Genomic DNA, 20,621 nt, shown 5'->3' with positions numbered 1-20,621 from the left:
TCCTTTAGTCCAATTCAATTAATACCTGGTTGCTATCTACTGTTTGCTGGTCTTTTACATGTACTTTTTTAACGGTGCCATCTTTTGGAGCTTTGTATTCGCTTTCCATTTTCATGGCCGAAATGATAACTACAGTTTCACCTTCCTGAACAACATCGCCTTCTTCAACCAACACTTTAACTACTTTGCCCGGCATAGGCGAAGTGATTTTGTTGTCGCCCGGCCCTGCGCCGTTCGCGTTACGGTTTTGCAGGTAGCGTGCTTCGGCATCAATTACTTCAACATTATAACGTTCGTATAAAGTGTAAGCGGTATATTTTTTTTGTGTTTCATCCGGAACCAGTTCGATGTCGTACGAATGGCCACCTTCAAGAATTGAAAATGTACCATCGGCAGTATGCATCAAATCTACATTGTATGTTTTTCCGTCAACTTCAACTTCCAGTATGTTGCCATCTTGTTTTAACAGGTTTACCCAGGCTTTCCTGTCGCCAATTTTAATTTCAACAGCCATAATTTTGGTTTAAAAATGATTTACGTAAGGAATTTTTTTCCAGCGGCTTTGTGCCGGCACAAACTCTTTGGTTACTGTGGCATTGCTTCCCAGTTTATCCAGGTAGTCGATAAATGCAGCTATAATAACCATGTCTTCCGGATTGTCTTTCATTCCGTTCGATAGCAGTTGTTCCTGGTTTTTTTCAATAAAATGAGTGTCGTAATTTCCGGCAATGAAGTTTTCGTTGTTCATTACGCGTTCCAACATTTTTATTGATGTTTTTACACCGGTAATCTTGTATTCGTATAGCGCCCGTCGCATACGTGCAATGGCTTCGTCGCGTGTTTTTCCCCAAACGATCAGTTTCGAAATCATCGGGTCGTAGTAAATCGGAATTTCATAACCTTCGTAAACGTATCCATCGGTGCGCACACCAAGTCCTAGCGGAGTAGATATTTTATACACTTTTCCGGCGCTTGGCATAAAGTTATTGTCCGGGTCTTCGGCATAAATACGGCATTCAATAGCGTGCCCTCTTTGTTTTAAATCCTCTTGACCGAATTCCAGTTCACGGCCTTCAGCAACATAAATTTGTTGTTTTACCAGGTCGATTCCGGTAACACGCTCGGTAATCGGGTGTTCCACCTGCAAACGTGTATTCATTTCAAGGAAGTAGTAATTGAGGTTGTTATCCACCAGAAACTCGATGGTTCCGGCACCTACATAATTTACTGCTTTTGCAGCTTCTACAGCTGCTTTTCCCATCTCATCGCGTAATTCCGGAGTCATTAACGGTGATGGTGTTTCCTCTATCATTTTCTGGTGACGCCGCTGAACCGAACATTCGCGCTCGAAAAGATGAACGGTATTTCCGTGTTGGTCGGCCAGAATTTGAAACTCGATGTGGTGTGGCGAAGTGATGTATTTTTCAATGTAAACGGCATCGTCGCCAAAAGCCGATTTCGCTTCGGAACGTGCTGCACGAACTGCAGAAACCACTTCTGATTCGTTTTTAACCAGGCGCATTCCTTTTCCTCCACCTCCGGCCGATGCTTTTATCATTACCGGAAGACCAATGGTTTTTATCACTTCCAGCGCTTCTGCTTCTGTTTTTATCTCTCCATCGGTGCCGGGCACCACCGGAATTCCGGCAGCAGTCATTGCTTCGCGGGCCTGAATTTTATCGCCCATTTGAATGATTACTTCAGGCGATGGACCAATAAACACGATTCCCTCTTCGGCACAGCGTCGGGCAAAATCGGCATTTTCCGATAAAAATCCGTATCCGGGATGAATTGCATCAGCGCCACTTTGTTTGGCAACTTCTATAATTTTATCAATGTTCAGGTAACTTTCGCTCGATGGAGCTTTACCTACACAATAAGCTTCGTGGGCGTAACGCACATGAAGCGAAGTCCTGTCTGCTTCCGAGTAAATGGCAACCGATTCAAGATCAAGCTCCCTGCAGGTTCGCATAACGCGAATCGCAATTTCGCCCCGGTTTGCGATTAGAATCTTTTTGATTTTCTTCATATAATTTTGAAATCAATATAAGTTTAAATCATCTTAATTTCTGCAACTATAACTCTGTTTTGCAAAAAATGTTTACACTCAAAAATTTTACTGTGGAAGTTACCTGTTGCGAGGTACCTCTGGCTTGGTTAATTGTTAATAAATCTAAAAAACTGTTTTATGTTAGCTTTTCGGGGAGCTGAAATTTGAATTCCAAAAGCAATGGGTCTAAAATTATATTTTTTATGATAAGCAATTGATTTTTGAGAAATATGTTTATTTTTGAAGAGAGTAACAATAAAAAGTTGACATTATTCCAAACCCTGGATTCCTTTTTCTCATTTTTGGTTTGATGATTATTTTTGTTAACAGTTCTTGCAGGCGAAGGAATAAGGCACAACGATATAAATTTTGGAGCTAACTAATTAACCACTTGGATGTACATATTTTTGTTTCAACTTCTAAAAAAAATTTTTCTGACCTCCCTATTCGGAATGTTGTTTCTTTTTGCTTTTGCTCAAAATGCCCAATTAAAGGGAGTTGTAGCAGAAGGCCCTACCGGAATTCCTATAAGATATGCAACTGTAATTGTTGAACCCCGAACCGATACCACTAAAATAAATGGAGATATAACCGGCGAAAACGGGTTGTTTCAAATTAGCGATCTTCCGTACGGAGATTATAAGTTGAAAATTAGTTATGTTGGCTATAATGTGTATCACATTGAAAAAATGGAGCTTAAAGATCCCGAGCTCGATTTAGGCCGGATTGATTTAAAGGTTGATCAAAAAACATTGGATGAAATTACGGTACAATCTAAAAATTCAGGAGTTAGATACGAAGTTGACCGAAAAGTTATTGAGGCGAGAAATTTTCCCGGGGCAAACAAGGCCATCGATTTAATGGAGAATATTCCATCGTTGGAACTGGATGTTGATGGCCGTTTAACTTACCGCGGCGATGGAACATTTTTGGTGTATATAAATGGCCGCCCCGAATTGAATGGAGAAGAAAAATTACGCCAGATTCCGGCAAATAAAATTCAATATATTGAAGTGATAACCAATCCATCATCGAAATATAATGCTGAAGGTACTGCCGGAATTATCCAGGTTATTTTGAAGCGTAATCGTTTGGAAGGTATTGAAGTAAATACCAGCCTGAATCTTTCAACACTGGGATCGTCAGAGTTTATTTTTTCGGTAGATAAAAAAGGAGAGCGCGGCGGTTGGTATTTGAATGGGCAGCTCGACGATTATGTCTCGCAAATTCAGTGGCAGCAAGGTAACCAAACCGTAACCAGTGACAACACCCAATACCAAACGCTTTGGGACGTAAAATCAAAAGACCGTGAGAATAATACTTTTATGGAGCTTGGTTTTAATTACGATTTAACAGATAACGATTACCTCGATTTTAAATTAAGTGCCGATCCGATTCGCCGGTCGAGCACTTCCAACGAGAAAGGAACATACTCATCAGGTGTATATGCAGGTAACAATTTGGAAACTTATGACGAGTATGGCTTTGATAGCCGATACCACCTGTACTACCGCTACCTTAGTGCTGTGGCCAGCTATGAACATGATTTTAATAAAGACCGTTCGAATTTATTGTCGGCATATATCAGCTCATCTACCTATTTGCAACCGCTTGAAGAACAAAAGCGTGACGAACTGATTTACAGCGAACATACTGAAAAATATGGCTACCAGACAAAAGAACACAACGAGTTACTTATTGATGCCAAAGTATCATACGAAAATAAATTGTCGGATAAAAGCCGGTTAGAGGCCGGTCTTGAAATTAACCTGGACCATATTCCAAAGGTGGAAACAGAAAGTGGTACTTTTGATCGCTACAATATTCTGAGTGTTTTTGTGAACAATAAGGAAAACGAAGAGATTGATTTTAAGCAGGATGTGTATGCCGGATATGCAACTTTTAAAAGCAGTTTTGGAAAATTGGAATATCAATTGGGAATGAGGGGGGAGTTTACCCACCGGCAGTCGAACTACAGTTACTACCTGGTTGGTGATAACGAACAGGTAACTGTTCCGGCAACAACACAATTCTGGGATTGGTTTCCAACAGCGCATTTCGTTTATAATATATCGGATGAAAATCAGTTTACCTTAAGTTACTCACGTCGGATTAACCGCCCTGATTACTGGGAACTAATTCCTTTGCAACGATATGAAACACCCTATATTTCCTTTTCCGGAAATGAAAACTTAATGCCATCGTATGTAAATGCCTACGAGTTGGGCTACCTGAAATCGTGGGACGATAATTTTGTTTCGGGAGAGGTATTTGCCCGGCAAACAGATAATCTGTCGCGAAATTATTACCGAACAGGAGAGGGCAACTCCATTGAGTGGACAAAGGAAAATGTTGGCGAGTCGCTGAGTATTGGTGTTGATTTTATGTTTGGCTACCAACTTTTTAAATGGTGGAATACGAACCTGTCAACGAGTACCTATTTTTACCAATTAACTACAACAATTGATGATAAATCGGATGTTCAGGAGATTTTCCGTGGAAGTATTCGCTCCAATAATAATTTCAGAATCTCAAAAACACTGAGCTTACGTTACCAATTGGTATTCCAAAGCAAGGGAATAAATGCCCAGATGGAAAGGGATGGATTTGCATACTCGAACCTTGTATTGCGCAAATCGTTCTTCAACAGAAGGTTGACGACTGAGGTTTCGTGGTCAAATATCTTCGATAGTATGAAGTATCAGACCCGAACTACAGGAGATAATCTGTATGTTGAAACTGACTTTGAAAGAAAGCCATTTGCCTCGTTTAAAGTTTCATACGTCTTTATTAAGCGAAAATAGTTGTGTTCTTGCATTATTGATAACCGCGAAGTTGTAGATTTGCGGAATGAAATTTCAAGATTATATTCCATTTTACAGGCGTAATCTAACCCTGGCGCTGCCGATCGTTTTATCGCAAATCGGACAGGTTACTGTATCGCTCGCCGACAACATGATGGTGGGGCACGTAGGAACCACGGAGCTTGCCGCAGCTTCGTTTGCCAACAGTGTATTCATGATCGGGATGGTTTTTGGTATGGGCGTAACAATGGGGCTTACACCTTTGGTTGGAAAAGCTTTTGGCCAAAACCAATTGCACAAAGCCATTATTTGGTTGAAAAATGGAATTGCAGCACATCTTACAGCCTCGGTGGCTTTAACGGCGCTTATGTTCAGCATTTATTTCTTTTTGCCATATATGGGCCAGCCCGAAAATGTTTTGCACCTGGCTCGCCCTTATTATCTTCTGCTTTGCAGCTCGTATCTGCCTTTTATGTTCTTTTTTACATTAAAGCAGTTTTTTGAAGGAATAGGAAATACAAAAATTGCCATGCAAATTACGCTTATTGCCAACGTAATTAATATTGTGGTGAACTATGTGTTTATATTCGGTAAGTTCGGTTTCCCTGAAATGGGACTTATGGGAGCTGGAATCGGGACGGTGGTTTCACGAATGTGTATGCCGCTGTTGTTTGCCTGGTTTATTCTTCGGAATAATAGGTATAAACGATATTTTGTATTTGCCCGCTATCAAAAAATCTTCAGGAAGGATATTGTAGCATTATTGAGAATCGGAATTCCCATTGGGTTTCAACTAATTGTTGAAGTTGCTGCATTTGCTATTGGAGCAGTAATGATGGGGTGGCTGGGCGAAACTCAGCTTGCGGCCCACCAGGTAGCGCTCGGATTAGCTACATTTACCTATATGATATCACTCGGCATTTCGCAGGCCAATACCATTCGCGTAAGCCATCAAATGGGCGATAAGGATTATGTATCGTTACGGCGGGCTGTTTTTGCATCAACACATTTGGTACTTTTAGTTATGTCGTTATCCGCTCTGCTTTTTATAGTGTCGCGAAAAATACTCCCATTACTATTCACCTCCGATGAGAACGTTATTCAGGTTGCGGCTACTTTATTAATAATTGCCGCCGTATTTCAGCTTTTTGATGGATTACAGGTTATAATGCAAAGTTCGTTACGCGGAATGGCCGATGTTACCACGCCAATGTTAATTGCATTTATTGCTTACCTGTTAATTGGTATTCCAACCAGTTATATTTTTACGTTTGTTTTAAATGCAGGTCCGCAGGGAATATGGTATGGTTATTTGGTGGGTTTGGGAACCGCAGGAGTTTTGTTTTATATCCGGTTTATGCGTTTGCTAAAACGTTTAGGCTAAGGCTGATTCAGTTTTTTTACCAAAAAAAAGCGGGTTATCTTTTGTTGATAACCCGATTGTTCATAGTCTAGTTTAGTTAGATCAGAAAACTTATTGGTCTAATAGAGAAAAGGTAGTTCTAATAAGTATCTAAATCGTTTTATTCATATAAGGCTCCGCTAATATAGTATAAAAATGAATTAAATCTTAAGTATTTTTTAAAATTAATTAATGTTTGTTAAAAAGTGCGTGTTCGAAAGACTTATAATATTGATTGTCAGTGTTTGTGATATTGACAATATGTTTTAGAATAGATTTGATCTTTTTTGAAAAAAATCGCATTTTATTCGAAAAATGCAAATAGCACCCATGTGGTGATAAATGTCATGTTCTTATAGTTGTGTAAACCATCACCCAATAATGTAGCATTTTGTATTATTTTCAGGTCACTGCTGTCCACTTAAAATAAGCTGAGGGACAGCTGGTTATAATTTAGTTCTTTGACATTTTTGTAATCTATATTTGTAAGCAGCTCATTTATAGGAGTTTTGTCCAGTAGTGATATTCCTAAAATTTGTAATATTTCGTAGGTTGAGCGTTCAATTTTCAACTCTTTACCTACAATTGCAACTAAACAGTAGGCTATGATCGCTGAATAAATTTGTATTCTGACTGCGTTTTCTGACGTACCCCAGAATGCTTTAATCTTCAGGTGTTGTTTTATCCATTTAAAAAATAACTCAACCTGCCATCTGTTTTTGTATAGAAGCACAATTTCTTCGGCTGTCAATTCCATGTTATTTGTCAAGTAAACGAAGTAACGGTTTCTTTCAGCATCAAAGAATTTGATTCTCCGTAGTTTATCAGGATAATCTTTTGAGACATAAAAACCAGACAGTTTCCCAATCTGGTCGCAAACCAGACCTGATTGTCTGTCGACTTTATTCGAATACATTCTGTAAAACTTCAGGTTTGCCTTTGCCCTTACTACAAAAAACGCAGAAAGTGTTGTTATCCGATAAAGGCGCTCAAAGTCAACATACCCACGGTCGAAAATGTAATATGCTCCTGTTTCGTAAGGAATAACATCCATTGCGTTGACGTCGTGAACCGAAGCTGCCGTGATGTGGATAAACGCTGGTATTTGTGTGGTAATATCGTAAAGTGTATGGAGTTTTATGCCTCCTTTTGTTTTACGAAAACTTGCCCACCAGAAAACACTTAAACATAAATCGATGGTTGAAGAATCGAAGGCATAAATTTTTCCTTTGATTTCAAAATCATCGTTAGCAAGCTTTTTCCTGGCCAAGTCAATCATGTAATAAGCAAAATCTTCAAAGATTCTGTAATTGCGCTTTTCGTTCGCTTTGGCCAGATTGCTCCTTGTTACTGATTTCCCAAAACCAAGATGATAAGATTTGTTTCGGTGAGCGTCAATAATGACAATCAAGTCACGCAAGCTATCACGGTTGGTCAATTGACCGAAAATCATACACAGCAACTGGTTCCAGCAGGTAAAGTGCCTAACATATTTATTGCCCGTATATTTAGTAACACATTTATCAAATACCCTTTGTGGCAAAAAACTTATTAATTGAGCGAAAACGAATTTTCCGTTATTCATGTGATTTTAAAAATCCACGAACTTAACAGATTCAAATCGTCACGCTTAAGAAAGCCGCGTAAAGTATAGATTTACAATTGTTTCAAAGAACGTTATTTAATTTTTAGTGGACACTAATGTTTTCAGGTAAATTCTCAGGTTTTATAGTGTAGTGGTTTAACGTTTTTCAATGTTATACCTACTAATTCGCAAACGAACTCCGGTAATTTGATCGAATAAATACCTGCAATTTTATAAGAATAAAGAACGAAATAAAGTTAGGTGCTTTTTTATTTGGCACGAATGGTTCCAGATCGTATTTTTATTAAAAATCTTAAAGCGGCAATAAAGCCGGTATTCAATTTGCAAATAGCTAATTCTTTAAAAAATGAAAGCAGTAGTATTAACCGGTATCCGGCAAATGAAGTTAATCGAAACAGCTGAGCCGGTGTTAACCGGCGAGACGGATGTGAAGATAAAAATCTCAACTGTTGGAGTTTGTGGATCAGACATTCATTATTACTCGGAAGGAAAGATCGGCTCGCAGGTTGTTGAATATCCTTTTAAAGTAGGACACGAGTGTTCTGGTGTAATTGTAGAAACCGGCAAAGAGGTAACAAATGTAAGGGTTGGCGATCTGGTGGTGGTTGATCCATCGGTACATTGTGGTACCTGCGACCAGTGTTTGGCAGGCCGTCCGCATACCTGCCGGAACAACAAGTTTTTAGGTTGCCCCGGACAAATTGAAGGATGTTTAGCGGAATACATCGTAATGCCTTCGTTTACGTGTTATCCGGTTACCGATAAATTAAATGCCCGACAGGCAGCGTTGATCGAGCCACTTTCGATTGGTGTTTATGCGGTTAACCTGGCTCAAATTCAGAAAAAGGAAACTACTGTTGGTATTTTTGGTGCCGGGCCAATTGGTTTGAGCATTCTGCTGAAATTGTTAGCTGATAATATAAACAATGTTGGTGTGATTGAACCACTGGAATATCGCCTGAGTAAAGCCAAAGAAATTGGTGCATCATGGTTAATAAATCCTACAAATGAAGATGTAGAGACTGCCGTACAAAAACAAGAAGAACTGTTGCTTGATGTGGTTTTTGAAGCAAGTGGCGAGCAAGATGCGGTAAATAATGCCATAAAAATTCTGAAACCGGGAGGAAAACTGGTGCTGGTTGGAATTCCGCCTGACGCGCAATATATTTTTGATATGGATTTAATGCGCCGAAAGGAATTAACCGTAATCAATGTACGCCGGCAAAATCATTGTGTTGAAGAGGCGATTGATTTGGTAATTTCCGGTGCTGTGCAGGTTTCGAAAATAGTTACCCACGAATTTACGCTGGAAGAAACTCCGGTGGCTTTCGATGTTGTTGAGGGCTACAAATTTGGTGCAATAAAAGCGATGATAAATTTCGAACTATAAAAAAAGGAAGCAGCTGCTTCCTTTTTCTTTTGTCTTATTTAAACTTTTAAGCGTTGTAGGTCGACGATGCGGTGTCGCCACCACGTCCGGTCCAGTTGGTGTGGAAAAATTCGCCACGTGGTTTATCAACCCGTTCGTAGGTATGTGCGCCGAAATAGTCGCGTTGTGCCTGAAGTAAGTTGGCAGGCAAACGTTCGCTGCGAAAACCATCGAAGTAACATAAAGCTGATGTTAATGCAGGCACCGGAATTCCATTAGCCAATGCCGTTGCACAAACACGACGCCAGCCTGCCTGTGCCTCTTCAACTTTTTGTTTGAAGAACGGATCGAGTAGCAAGTTTGGCAATTCCGGATTGTTATCAAATGCTTTCTTTATATCTCCAAGGAAAACCGAACGAATGATACAACCACCACGCCACATCAGGGCAATTCCGCCGTAATTCAGGTTCCAGCCGTGTTCGCTGGCAGCTTCCATCATCAGGTTGTAGCCTTGTGCGTATGAAATTATTTTGGCGCCCAACAATGCACTTTCAATATCATCGATAAATTGTTTTTTGTCGCCATTAAATTCCGGTTTTGGGCCTTCAATTACTTTTGAGGCCTGAACACGCAAATCTTTCTGAGCCGATAAGCAACGGGAAAAAACCGATTCACCAATTAGTGTAAGCGGAATACCCAGGTCGAGTGCTGAAATGCCTGTCCATTTACCGGTGCCTTTTTGGCCGGCAGTGTCGAGAATCATTTCAACTGTTTCCTCGCCATTTTCATCTTTATAGCCTAATATGTCACGTGTGATTTCAATCAGGTAACTGTCTAAAATGCCTTCGTTCCATTTTTTGAATACTTCGTGCATTTCATCGTTGCTCATTCCCAGCAATTCTTTCATCAGCTGGTAGGCTTCGGTGATAATCTGCATATCGCCGTATTCGATTCCGTTGTGCACCATTTTTACAAAATGTCCGGCACCACCTTCACCAACCCAGTCGCAACAAGCTTCGCCACTTTCAACTTTTGCCGAAACGGCCTGGAAAATTTCTTTTACGTGTGGCCATGCATCCGGCGATCCGCCCGGCATAATCGAAGGACCTTTTAATGCGCCTTCTTCGCCACCTGAAACTCCGGTTCCGATATACAGCAAACCTTTGCTCTCCACATATTCAGTACGGCGAATGGTGTCCGGAAAATGTGAGTTACCACCATCGATAATAATATCGCCCGGCTCAAGATGCGGGATAACCATATCGATAAAATCGTCAACCGGCTGACCGGCTTTTACCAACATCATCACTTTACGGGGCTTCTCCAGCGAGGCACAAAACTCCTCGATTGAGTGTGCTCCGATAAAGTTTTTACCGGCTCCTCTGCCATTTACAAATTTGTCAACTTTTTCAACTGTGCGGTTGTAAACGGCCACTGTGTAGCCTTTGCTTTCCATGTTTAGTACCAGGTTTTCGCCCATTACGGCTAACCCGATCAAACCAATATCTGCTAATTTTTTCATGCTATTGCGTATTATTTGTTTTTAATCTGAAATCCTAATTCTATAAGTTTTTCCAAAGTTTTGGTTTCAATATTTTTTGCTTCGATGGTGTAGGTGTTAAACTCCCGACGAACAGGATAATCTCCTCTCAATTGTTCAAATTTCAGGGGCGAATCACGTAGGTCGTCATCATCGTTTTCAATATCGTATGTGCTCAAAATGGCTTCTGCCAAAATTGAATATTCGCGGCGTTGGTTGCCATCAATTTCGATGCTTGTAGTTGCCGGTAGTTCAACGTTTGTTGGTTCCCAATTGTTGATTCCTAAACCAAAAAAACGGCTAATGGCCTGTACACTCATTTTTGTTCCGTTGGCTTTCCCGTCTTTTGAATAGCCTGCAATGTGCGGTGTGCCGTATTCGCAAAGGTTTAACAAATCGAGGTTTATATCCGGTTCATTCTCCCAGCAATCGGCAATAAATCCTTTGATATCACTCGCTTCAATGGCGTTATAGATGGCTTCTGAATCACAAACTTCTCCACGACACGAATTTATTATTAACGGATTTTTCCTGAGGTTTTGCAAAAAGTCTTCATCTACCATATGAAAAGTAGCATCTTCGCCGCTCATGTTTAAGGGAACATGAAAGGTAATAATGTCGGCTTCGTTTTGAATTGTCTCCAGCGAAACAAATTCCCTACTTCCTTCTGTTCGTTCACGTGGAGGGTCGTTCAACAGAACATTCATTCCAAGAATTTTGCAGGTCTTCGCAACGCGCTTCCCAACGTTTCCTACACCAACAATTCCGATGGTCAATCCGGTAAGATCGGTTCTTTTTCGCATTGCCCATGAGCACAAGGCAGAAGCAATATACTGATTTACACTCTCTGCATTACATCCTGGCGCATTGGTCCACTTAATTCCTGCTTGCTTGCAGTAATCCGTATCAATGTGGTCAAATCCGATGGTTGCCGTTGCAATATATTTTACCTTCGAATCGCGAAGTAATTTATCATTGCAAATGGTTCTTGTTCTGGTAATAATTGCATCAGCGTCTTTTACAATCTCGGGAGTGGTTTCACTTCCCGGCAGGTAAATTACCTCTGCAAAAGGTTCAAGCGCACCTTTTATATAGGGTATTTTATTGTCGATAATAATTTTCATTTTTTTTAACCACATTAGACACATTAGGAATCAATAGTGTCGCTTTATTTATTTAATTCTTTTTATATAATATGGCATCACGTAGTTTCCTGGCTATTCTTACTTGGTGTGCTACTGAAACAAACGAAAAGCAGCAATTTGTATAGAAATTCATCCTAATATGACCTATTGAATCTATGCGTTTCAATTAAAAAGAATGTAGGACGCATATTTTTTTAATAATTCGTTATTCGATTGAAATTATCTTTATTCTTTCGGTAACTTCCTAAAGTGTTCTGTTACGAATGTTTTTTGTCCTTCTCTATAAATATTTGTACAATTAAAATTTATCAATATACCTTTCGGCTTCTCTAAAAGTTTCAAATAGGTCAGTAGCTGTGCTTCATGAATGGGAAGTAGGTCTTGAACAGCTTTCAATTCAACACCTATTAAAGCTTCTACCAATATGTCGAATCTTAAATCAGCGTCAATTTTTAATCCTCTAAAATTGACTGGGACAGCTTTTTGGTACTCAACTTTCATCCCATTTTCTTGCAATACGTGACCAAGACACTTTTCATAAACACTTTCTAGGAGTCCTGGCCCAAGTTCTTTATGAACTTCAATAGCACATCCAATTATATCATATGTTATAGCATTTACTATTTTTTGAGTCATCATAACTAATGGGTCCTATTGTGCCTACTGTGGTCCATTGTAATAATCTCTAACCATCTCATCAAGTACCCAACTTGTGCGGGCTGCCGATTCGCCGGTGCTCACACACTTACCATTTTCCAGTAATTCATTTACAACCTGTTCAACCAGGTTTTGTGAGATGTGTTTCGGATTATTAAAACTCAGTTTTTCTGTTCCTTTTTGGTTTTTTACAATAACATCGCCGTGCGTGAAACAAGGCAAACAAATTTCGCCTTTTTCTCCGACAATCTGAATATAATCTTCCACCGAATTTTCATCCACAACAAAACACCAGCTTCCTGTTCCAACAACTCCTGATTCGTGTTTCCAAACCCCTGTAACTGTATCTTCAGCAGGGTAGAGGCCAGACTGGTTAACCGCTTGTCCTTTCACTTCGGTAATTTTTCCAAATACAAAATCAAGGTAGTCCAGTTGATGTGAGGCCAGATCGAAAAAATAGCCGCCACCGGCAATCTCCGGAAATACATGCCAGTGCATTTCTTCCGGTTTTTGATTGGCTTCGCGAGCCTGTTTGTACAATTTAATATTCACCATTAATGGCTTGCCGATGCTGCCATTTTCTACCAGCTCTTTTACTTTTAAAAAGGCAGGTAAAGTTCGTCGGTAATAGGCCACCCACAGCGGAGTTTTTGTTTCTTCAGCAACTTTAAGCATCTCTAAACATTCGGCATAATTTCGCGCCATTGGTTTTTCAACGTAAACCGGTTTGCCGGCTTTTAGCGCTTCAATGGCGTACGATGCATGGGTATCGGGAGGAGTTGCGATATATACGGCATCCACTTCCGGGGCGTTAATTAATGCCGATCCGTTGTTGTACCATTTTAGAACATTATGGCGACGGGCATAATCTGCAGCTTTTTCGGCATTTCGGCGCATAACGGCAACCAGTTTCGAGTTTTCGACTTTGTAAAAAGCCGGTCCACTTTTAACTTCGGTTACGTTTCCAACACCGATTATTCCCCAATTGATGCTTTCTTTATTCCTGTTAATACTCAACTTTGCTGCTTATTTGTGTTAATATTCAAAACGTTCGCGGTATGCCCATAATCCAATTGCCGGATTTGAGATGTAAAATATTTCTTCACCATCGGGCAGGGTGTTAAAGCCGTCTTTTAGCTTTTTAGGATTGTATTTGGCTGTAACTTCATCGTAATCGCCATACTTAAATCCAACACTTTCAATTTCCTGCTGGGTTACATTTTCTTTCCCTTTACCCGGGCAGTAGGTGATGTTGAAACGCCCTTCGGATGATCCGTGAATAAGGTGTGCTGCAGCTCCCAGGTTATTTTGCAGGTCTTCGTTTTCTTTTACCAATTTCAAGGTGTGTGGCGTTCCAAAGTAGCCGTATTTTCGTATCAAGGCATCAATTTGTGGGTCTTCACCAAATTCTTTTAAGGCCGGAGCCAAAACAATCAGTTCAGCGCCGTCGGCTAAAGCCATGCGCGTGCGGTAAATACTTTTGTTTCCCAGCCAGGTACTTTTAAATTCGGAAGGATCGAGCCAAACCGCGGCTTTCGTGATTGGTTTTTCTACCATTTCAAAATTAACTTCGAGCGAAAGCTTTGCTGCTTTATCAAATACCTCGAAATCGTCGCCGATAAAAAGCCCGTATGTTTGCAGTTTGCCATCGTTATTTAATCCAACTACTGTTTGTACATAAACAATAGGCAGGTGGTTGGAGAAATTTTCGGAGGCATAATTAAAAATCTTCCGAACTGGCGTATCGGCACGGCCCATCATGCGCTCCATTCCGTATGCAGCGCCAATGTAATGGCTTTTGTTAATGCCCTCAGCGCCACCGGTACCCACAAAAATATTTTTATTGTAATTGGCCATTCCAACCACTTCGTGCGGAACAACCTGCCCGATAGACAATATCAGATCGTAATTACCCTCAACCAGAATTTTATTCACCTGTGCCGGCCACGAATAATTAACAGCACCTTCCGAAACCTCCTCTACAAATTCAGCCGGAACGGTACCCAGTGTAACCACATCGTTTCGCCAGTCGTGTTCGCGAATCAGGTCGGATGGCATTTTGCCAAACATGTGGCTGATTTGCTCCATCGTCATCGGCGTGTGCGTTCCCAACGCCGGAAGTACATCGGTTAAGCGTTCGCCAAAATATTCCCAGGTAAATTCGGTAAGCTCGCCTGCCCGCGAGGGGAGACGTGTATAATCCGGAGGAATGGCCAAAACCTTTTGTTTGGCTCCCATTTTTTCGAAAGCTTCAAACAGGCCATTTTTCAGATCCTCGGCACTGAGTGCTGTTTCGGTAGATCCTTTTTCGAAATATATCATTTTGATCTGTTTTAAAATTGAAGATTAGCGCTTAACGCGTGCATTACCGCCCCAAACACTCCAAACCTGTTCTTCGTCGGCAGGTTGCGCATAGTCGGTTAAAAATGTGGTTGCCAAAGCGCCGGTTGCCCAGCCAAATTGAGGCCATTTTTCAGGTTTCCATTCTTTTAAAATACCGTATAACATTCCGCCAACAAAACCATCGCCGCCGCCAATGCGGTCGAGAACGCGGATGGTACGTGGTTCAACCACATGCCAGTTTTCGCCTTCCAACATAATGGCTCCCCAAAGGTGCTCGTTTACACTGATAACTTCACGCAGTGTTGTTGCAAAAACCGATGCGTTAGGAAAGGTTTCTTTTACGCGGGTGATCAATCCTTTAAATCCTTCTATTTTGGCATTCAAACCTTCGCCGCCGGCAGCAGGGCCTTCAATTCCAAAACATAGCTGGAAATCTTCCTCGTTACCGATGAGAATATCAGAAACGGAAGCAATTTCGGTAAAATCTTTCCGAAGTTGTTCTTCGCGGCCTTTCCAGAAGGATGCCCGGTGATTCAGGTCGAACGAAATTTTAGTGCCGTGTTTTTTTGCGGCTCTTGCCACTTCCAGGCAAAACTGGGTTGTTTCAGGAGAGAGCGCACCAATTAATCCCGACAGGTGTACGATTTGCACGCCTTCTTCACCAAAAATACGTTCCAGATCGAAGTCTTTTATATTTAATGTGCGGCCCACCTCGCCGGCGCGATCGTTAAAAACACGTGGTCCGCGGCTACCGTATCCACTGTCGGCAATATTTATCTGGTGGCGGTAACCCCACGGATTGCCTTGTTCCACCTCCGGGCCTTCGTAGTCCATATGTCGGGCCTTTAAATTGCTCTGAATGAATTTTGCAATCGGACTGTCCTTTACAAATGTGGTTAACACTTTAACCGGCAAACCCAGGAACGATGAGATGCTTGCAACATTGGTTTCGGCACTGGTAGCGTAAAGGGTAAATTTATCGCTTGAGTGAACCGGTTGTCCGTTTTCGGGAGTAATGCGTGTTCCCATACTTGTGGGGACCAGCATGGCATATTTACAATTTTGTTTCAGTTTCATCTTTTTTGATTTTCTATATAATGAAAAGCAGTTAGCCAACGATTTGTGTCTGGCAAAATTTTCGCAACAATAATTTAAACGCCACCAAATGCGCTGTAACCTCCGTCAACCGGTATTACAATTCCTGTTATAAAGTTTGAAACGTCGGAGATCAGGAAAAGTGTTGCGCCCTGAAGATCTTCCGGTTCACCGAATTTTCCCATTGGTGTGTTGTCAACAATTTTTTGCCCGCGGGGGGAGTAGTTGCCTGTTTTTTCATCCATTACCAAAAAGCGGTTTTGGTGAGTGATAAAAAAGCCGGGAGCAATGGCATTTACCCGGATACCAACTTTTGCAAGATGCACCGACAGCCACTCTGTAAAATTATTGATAGACGCTTTTGCAGCCGAGTATGCCGGAATTTTGGTTAGCGGTTTATACGAATTCATCGACGAAACATTAAGCACAACGCCTTTTCTACTTTCAAGCATGTCGCGGGTAAATACCATTGTTGGCAGCAAGGTTCCTGTAAAATTCAGGGCAAAAACTTTGTCGAAACCTTCCATTTGCAAACCATAAAAAGTGTCTTCGAGGTTATCTATGTTGTCCTCGGTTATGGTTTCCACTTTTGTTGTTGCCTGTGGGCTGTTTCCGCCGGCACCATTTATTAAAATGTCAATTGGCCCCAATCGTTTGTTTATCTCCGTTTTGGCAAACTCAAGCGATTCTTTGTCGAGCACATTGGCTGCAACACCAATCACTTCAGTCCCCGAATCAGCGGCAATCTCGGCAGCAACTTTATCGGCCACTTCTTTATTAATATCGGCGATGGCAATTTTGGTTCCAACCGATGCAATTGCTTTTACCATGGCGGTACCCAAAACTCCGGCACCACCGGTAATTACGCATACTTTGTCTTTTAAATCGTTAAATGATAGTGCCTGCATAATATCTATTTAAATTCTTTATAATAATCAACATTCTCTTTGGTAACAATGTCAATAGGGGTGTAACTTTCTTCCTGAATTTCTCTTTTCTGTACGATGCTTCTGAACAGTTTGTTCACCGAGTTATATCCCTGCTCTTCGGGGCGTTGACAGATTAGGAACTGAACAAGGTCTTCTTTCAGGTATTTAATGTTTTCCTTAATAAGGTCGTGCCCTATTACTTTAATGTTTCTGATTTCTAATTTTTTAAGCAATCGGCCCACATAAAACACTTTCGAATTGGTAACCAGTATTCCTTTAATATTTTTCTCCGAAATATTTTGCTCAACCGTTGCCATCCATTCATCCGATTTGGTATCCGGAATTTCAATGGTAAACAGCTTGTGATTGTTATCCTTTTTTTGCTTAAACCAGTCGTGAATTCCCATTTCGCGCTGCACCAGGTGGTTTTGGTTATCCATTTCTTTCGCAAAATGAATAACAAGAATGTTTCCTTCGGGTAACATCAGGTCGAGCAGTTTCCCCGACACCATTCCGCTTTGATATGAATTTTGCCCGATGTAACTGAGCTGTCCAACATCCTGAATATTTGAATCGATAAAAACAAAAGGTATTTCCTGCTCTTTCAGTTTTTCGATAAAAGCTGTAGCCTCTTTTTTGAAAAAGGGAGCCAGTACCACACCATCGGGTTTCATGGCAAGCACTTTATCGGCCTCTTTTACAAAACTTTTTGAATCGGACTGGTTAAAGGTAAACGACTGAATTTGTAAGCCGTATTGCGGCAACTCCGAGATGCGTTTTTTTATTCCTTTAATTGGTTTTGTCCAGTAGCCTTCTCCAGCCGGAGGTTGGGGGAGTAGCGTGGCAAATGTGGCCGACTTTTTTGAGGCCAGCATACTTGCCAAAATATTGGGCTGGTAGTTTAATTCCTTTACAATTTCAAGAATTTTCTTTTTGGTGGCAGGTGCAACCTCTCCGCGGTTATGCAAAACCCTGTCAACAGTGCCAATCGATACCTTTGCTCTTTCGGCAATATCTTTAATCCGTATTTGTTTATTTAGTTTGATAGCGCTTTAAATTTTTAAGATTTTAAACCGTAGCTTTAGCTACTTGCTTTCAAAACTAAATAAAAATATTAGTATTCCCGTGTTCGTACACGGAAAAATATTTCAAAAATGTTCAGCAACATTTTTGTATTGGATTTTGCTTAAAATTTAGCCAGGTTTTCGTCGGGCTTTTCTTCCAGCAGGTGTGGATTTTTTAACAGGTATTTAATATGCCGAAACAGGCGTCCTCCGTGCGATCCGTCAACAACGCGATGGTCGAGCGTTGCAGACAGTAACATGATTCGGCGCGGAACGATTTCCCCGTTAACAACTGCCGGTTTGTTCTGAACGGAGCCCAAAATCATAACGAGCGATACATTCGACGATGGCAGCAACGAACCATAACCGGTATCGAGGCCAACGGTACCAATATTTGAAACCACGTACGATCCAAAACTATTTGAATCGAGACCGATTCCCGGCAACGAAATTCCCCAGTCGATTGTAAGTACACGGTATAAGCGGAACAACCACTTGCGGAAAGGCCACGGAACCCGCGCCAGCATATTTTTCGATTGCATTTCGTCGCGTTCGTTACCTTTTCGCGACTGGCGGATATGTTCGGCAATTTCGTCGGTAACTTCCTGAATGGTGCGCTGATCGGCATTCTCAACTTTTACCGAACCCATTTCGCCACCTGCCAGCAGAACACTTACCACACCGTCAACCTGTTTGCGCTGGGCAATTTTCGAGCCCTTTACAAAGGTGTTCAGTTCGGGTACTTCATTTCTGATTGCCCTGCCAATTATAAGTGTGATAATATAAGTAAGCGTGGTTTTTAAGCCTTCTTTTCTCTTCTTGGCGATGTATTTTTCAATATCGGTAACATCCAACTCTACCATTCCATAAATTTTGGAATCGGTAGGCTTTTTGTAAATAGTTGACGCTACTCTGCGCCAGTCTGAATTATAATCAATTTGCTCCATATAACGATTTTTTTAATGTCAATCGTTTTCTGTAAAATCTCGAATAATTGTGGCTTTAGCCCGCAAATGTAATTGTTTCTGTGAAAATAGCACCTGAACAGAAGAATTAATCAGGAGATTTCAGCATTATTCAGAGTGGTAATTATAAAATTACGAAGTTAAAAGCAAGTCGGTTTTTGGAAGAATACACAAATTGTCTTAAGTTTATTAGCCTAAATCAACAACAATTCATTCTAAACTTATACACATGCAAAACAGACGAAACTTTCTGGCCACTATTGGCACCATTGCTGCAGGTGCAGTGGTCTCCAATCCTTTAAAGGCTGCTGTACTTTCCGAAGGCGAAAAGCTAAAACTGGTTTTGGTGGGCACCGGAATCCGCGGAAACAGTTTTTGGGGAAAACGACTGGTTGATGAATACAGCGACATCCTTGAATTTGTGGCGCTGGTAGATATCAATCCGGGCCGGGTAAAATATGCTGCCGATTATATCGGAGTTGGTAAAGACTGCAAAACTTATACTGACTTTGATGAAATGATCGGGGAGCAATCGCCCGATTTAATCATTGTAACTACCCCCGATGCCACGCATCATCAATTCATTATAAAATCGTTGGAAAACGGTGTTGATGTGCTTACTGAAAAGCCATTGACTACCGATGAAGACAAGTGTCAGGAAATATTGGACGCAGAACGACGGTACAAACGTAAAGTAATTGTTGGTTTCAATTATCGCTGGAGCCCGTACAATACAAAAATCAAGGAGTTGCTGATGAACAATGCAATTGGCAAACTGGTTTCGGTTGATTTTTCGTGGATGCTGAATACCAGTCATGGCGCTTCGTATTTTCGGCGGTGGCACGGTCAGCGCGAGTGGAGCGGAACTTTACTGATACACAAAGCTACACACCATTTTGATTTGCTGAACTGGTGGATCGATTCCGATCCGGATGAAGTGTACGCCAAAGGTGATTTGGAGTTTTATGGCAACCGACGCGATAAAAGTGGTGTAAACTGCCGCTCGTGCGATGAAAAGGATAGTTGTCCGTTTTTCTGGGATATCACGAAAAGTACTACAGAATACAATCTGTACGCCAAACACGAACACTACGATGGTTACATCCGCGATAACTGCCTGTTCAGGCCCGAGATAAACATTTACGATAAAATGAATGTGAATGTAAAATACGCCAACAATGTGTACCTGAATTACATGCTTACAACTTATTCGCCATGGGAAGGCTGGCGCGTTGCATTTAACGGTACCGAAGGCCGAATTGAAGCATTTTTGGATGTGCCGTATCTGGAAGATGTGCAAATTTCGCAGGAAGATATGCACCGCGCAGAAATGGACCAGAGCGGTAACCAGGAACAAATTATGAAACCAATAATTCTGCACAAATTGTGGGGCGAGCAGGAAATAATAAACGTGGGTTACAGCCGCGGCGGACACGGTGGAGGTGACGAACGCTTGCACGATCATATTTTCAGAACTCCTGATGCCGAAGACGAATATCAGCACCTGGCAGGAACGCGCGACGGGGCCATGTCGATTCTTGTGGGTACAGCTGCCAGAAACAGCATTGAATCGGGGATGCCCGTAAAAGTTGGTAGTTTAACTACTTTGCAACCGCGAAGCAAACGATTAACGTAAATTACTTTTCTACCAT

At 41.3% G+C, this 20,621-nt stretch carries 16 protein-coding genes; 4 read left to right on the top strand and 12 right to left on the bottom strand.

The features are described 5' to 3' along the window. Positions 1–4: 4 nt before the first annotated feature. Together BMW53_RS21430 and accC are read right to left on the bottom strand one after the other, a co-directional pair. Positions 5–514 (bottom strand): biotin/lipoyl-containing protein, encoded by a 510-nt coding sequence (locus BMW53_RS21430; protein ID WP_038561679.1) that lies wholly within the window; start codon positions 512–514, stop codon positions 5–7. 9 nt (positions 515–523) lie between these two features. Next, entirely contained in the window at positions 524–2,029 is a 1,506-nt protein-coding gene (gene accC / locus BMW53_RS00195) for an acetyl-CoA carboxylase biotin carboxylase subunit (protein WP_038561681.1), read from the bottom strand. A gap of 473 nt (positions 2,030–2,502) precedes the next feature. Here accC and BMW53_RS00190 point away from each other — a divergent pair, with 473 nt between their 5' ends. Beyond that, positions 2,503–4,854: a TonB-dependent receptor gene (locus BMW53_RS00190; RefSeq protein ID WP_038561684.1), complete on the top strand. Its 2,352-nt coding sequence runs from the start codon at positions 2,503–2,505 to the stop codon at positions 4,852–4,854. 46 nt (positions 4,855–4,900) lie between these two features. Beyond that, complete coding sequence (locus BMW53_RS00185) at positions 4,901–6,238, top strand: MATE family efflux transporter (protein ID WP_038561686.1); 1,338 nt, start codon at positions 4,901–4,903, stop codon at positions 6,236–6,238. 439 nt (positions 6,239–6,677) lie between these two features. Here the strand turns inward: BMW53_RS00185 and BMW53_RS00180 are convergent, their stop codons facing one another. Further along, positions 6,678–7,841 carry an IS4 family transposase gene (locus BMW53_RS00180; protein ID WP_038561689.1) on the bottom strand — a complete coding sequence of 388 codons (1,164 nt, stop codon included), beginning with the start codon at positions 7,839–7,841 and terminating at the stop codon, positions 6,678–6,680. 367 nt (positions 7,842–8,208) lie between these two features. Here BMW53_RS00180 and BMW53_RS00175 point away from each other — a divergent pair, with 367 nt between their 5' ends. Continuing rightward, entirely contained in the window at positions 8,209–9,252 is a 1,044-nt protein-coding gene (locus BMW53_RS00175; RefSeq protein WP_038561692.1) for a zinc-dependent alcohol dehydrogenase, read from the top strand. Between the two features lie 46 nt (positions 9,253–9,298). Here the strand turns inward: BMW53_RS00175 and gnd are convergent, their stop codons facing one another. The 9 genes from gnd to BMW53_RS00130 all read right to left on the bottom strand — a co-directional run bounded on the left by gnd (position 9,299) and on the right by BMW53_RS00130 (position 18,951). After that, positions 9,299–10,753, bottom strand: a complete 1,455-nt coding sequence (gnd, locus tag BMW53_RS00170) for a decarboxylating NADP(+)-dependent phosphogluconate dehydrogenase (protein WP_038561694.1) — start codon at positions 10,751–10,753, stop codon at positions 9,299–9,301. A gap of 11 nt (positions 10,754–10,764) precedes the next feature. Continuing rightward, entirely contained in the window at positions 10,765–11,895 is a 1,131-nt protein-coding gene (gene pdxB, locus BMW53_RS00165; protein WP_038565287.1) for a 4-phosphoerythronate dehydrogenase PdxB, read from the bottom strand. A gap of 246 nt (positions 11,896–12,141) precedes the next feature. After that, a complete protein-coding gene (locus BMW53_RS00160; RefSeq protein WP_245748999.1) occupies positions 12,142–12,555 on the bottom strand; it encodes a GxxExxY protein in 414 nt (137 codons plus the stop codon). Between the two features lie 21 nt (positions 12,556–12,576). Then, on the bottom strand, positions 12,577–13,590 hold the full coding sequence (locus tag BMW53_RS00155) for a Gfo/Idh/MocA family protein (protein ID WP_245748998.1): 1,014 nt from the start codon (positions 13,588–13,590) through the stop codon (positions 12,577–12,579). An 18-nt stretch (positions 13,591–13,608) separates the two neighbouring features. Continuing rightward, a complete protein-coding gene (locus BMW53_RS00150; RefSeq protein ID WP_038561699.1) occupies positions 13,609–14,895 on the bottom strand; it encodes a nickel-dependent putative hexonate epimerase in 1,287 nt (428 codons plus the stop codon). Positions 14,896–14,919: 24 nt separating this feature from the next. Beyond that, positions 14,920–15,993 carry a PfkB family carbohydrate kinase gene (locus BMW53_RS00145; RefSeq protein WP_038561702.1) on the bottom strand — a complete coding sequence of 358 codons (1,074 nt, stop codon included), beginning with the start codon at positions 15,991–15,993 and terminating at the stop codon, positions 14,920–14,922. A gap of 74 nt (positions 15,994–16,067) precedes the next feature. Then, positions 16,068–16,919, bottom strand: coding sequence for an SDR family oxidoreductase (locus BMW53_RS00140; protein WP_038561705.1), 852 nt, complete (start codon positions 16,917–16,919; stop codon positions 16,068–16,070). A 5-nt stretch (positions 16,920–16,924) separates the two neighbouring features. Then, positions 16,925–17,953, bottom strand: a complete 1,029-nt coding sequence (locus BMW53_RS00135; RefSeq protein WP_256999166.1) for a substrate-binding domain-containing protein — start codon at positions 17,951–17,953, stop codon at positions 16,925–16,927. A 173-nt stretch (positions 17,954–18,126) separates the two neighbouring features. Then, entirely contained in the window at positions 18,127–18,951 is an 825-nt protein-coding gene (locus BMW53_RS00130) for a 2-oxo acid dehydrogenase subunit E2 (protein WP_038561711.1), read from the bottom strand. Positions 18,952–19,198: 247 nt separating this feature from the next. On the opposite strand from BMW53_RS00130, the gene BMW53_RS00125 reads away from it, so the two are divergent. Beyond that, entirely contained in the window at positions 19,199–20,605 is a 1,407-nt protein-coding gene (locus BMW53_RS00125; RefSeq protein ID WP_038561714.1) for a Gfo/Idh/MocA family oxidoreductase, read from the top strand. Positions 20,606–20,621: the final 16 nt, after the last annotated feature.

This window comes from Draconibacterium orientale, assembly GCF_900111425.1.
GTDB classification, from domain to species: Bacteria; Bacteroidota; Bacteroidia; order Bacteroidales; family Prolixibacteraceae; genus Draconibacterium; species Draconibacterium orientale.
The sequence above is the reverse complement of the archived record's forward strand: the minus strand, read 5'-3'. Positions and strand labels throughout refer to the sequence as shown.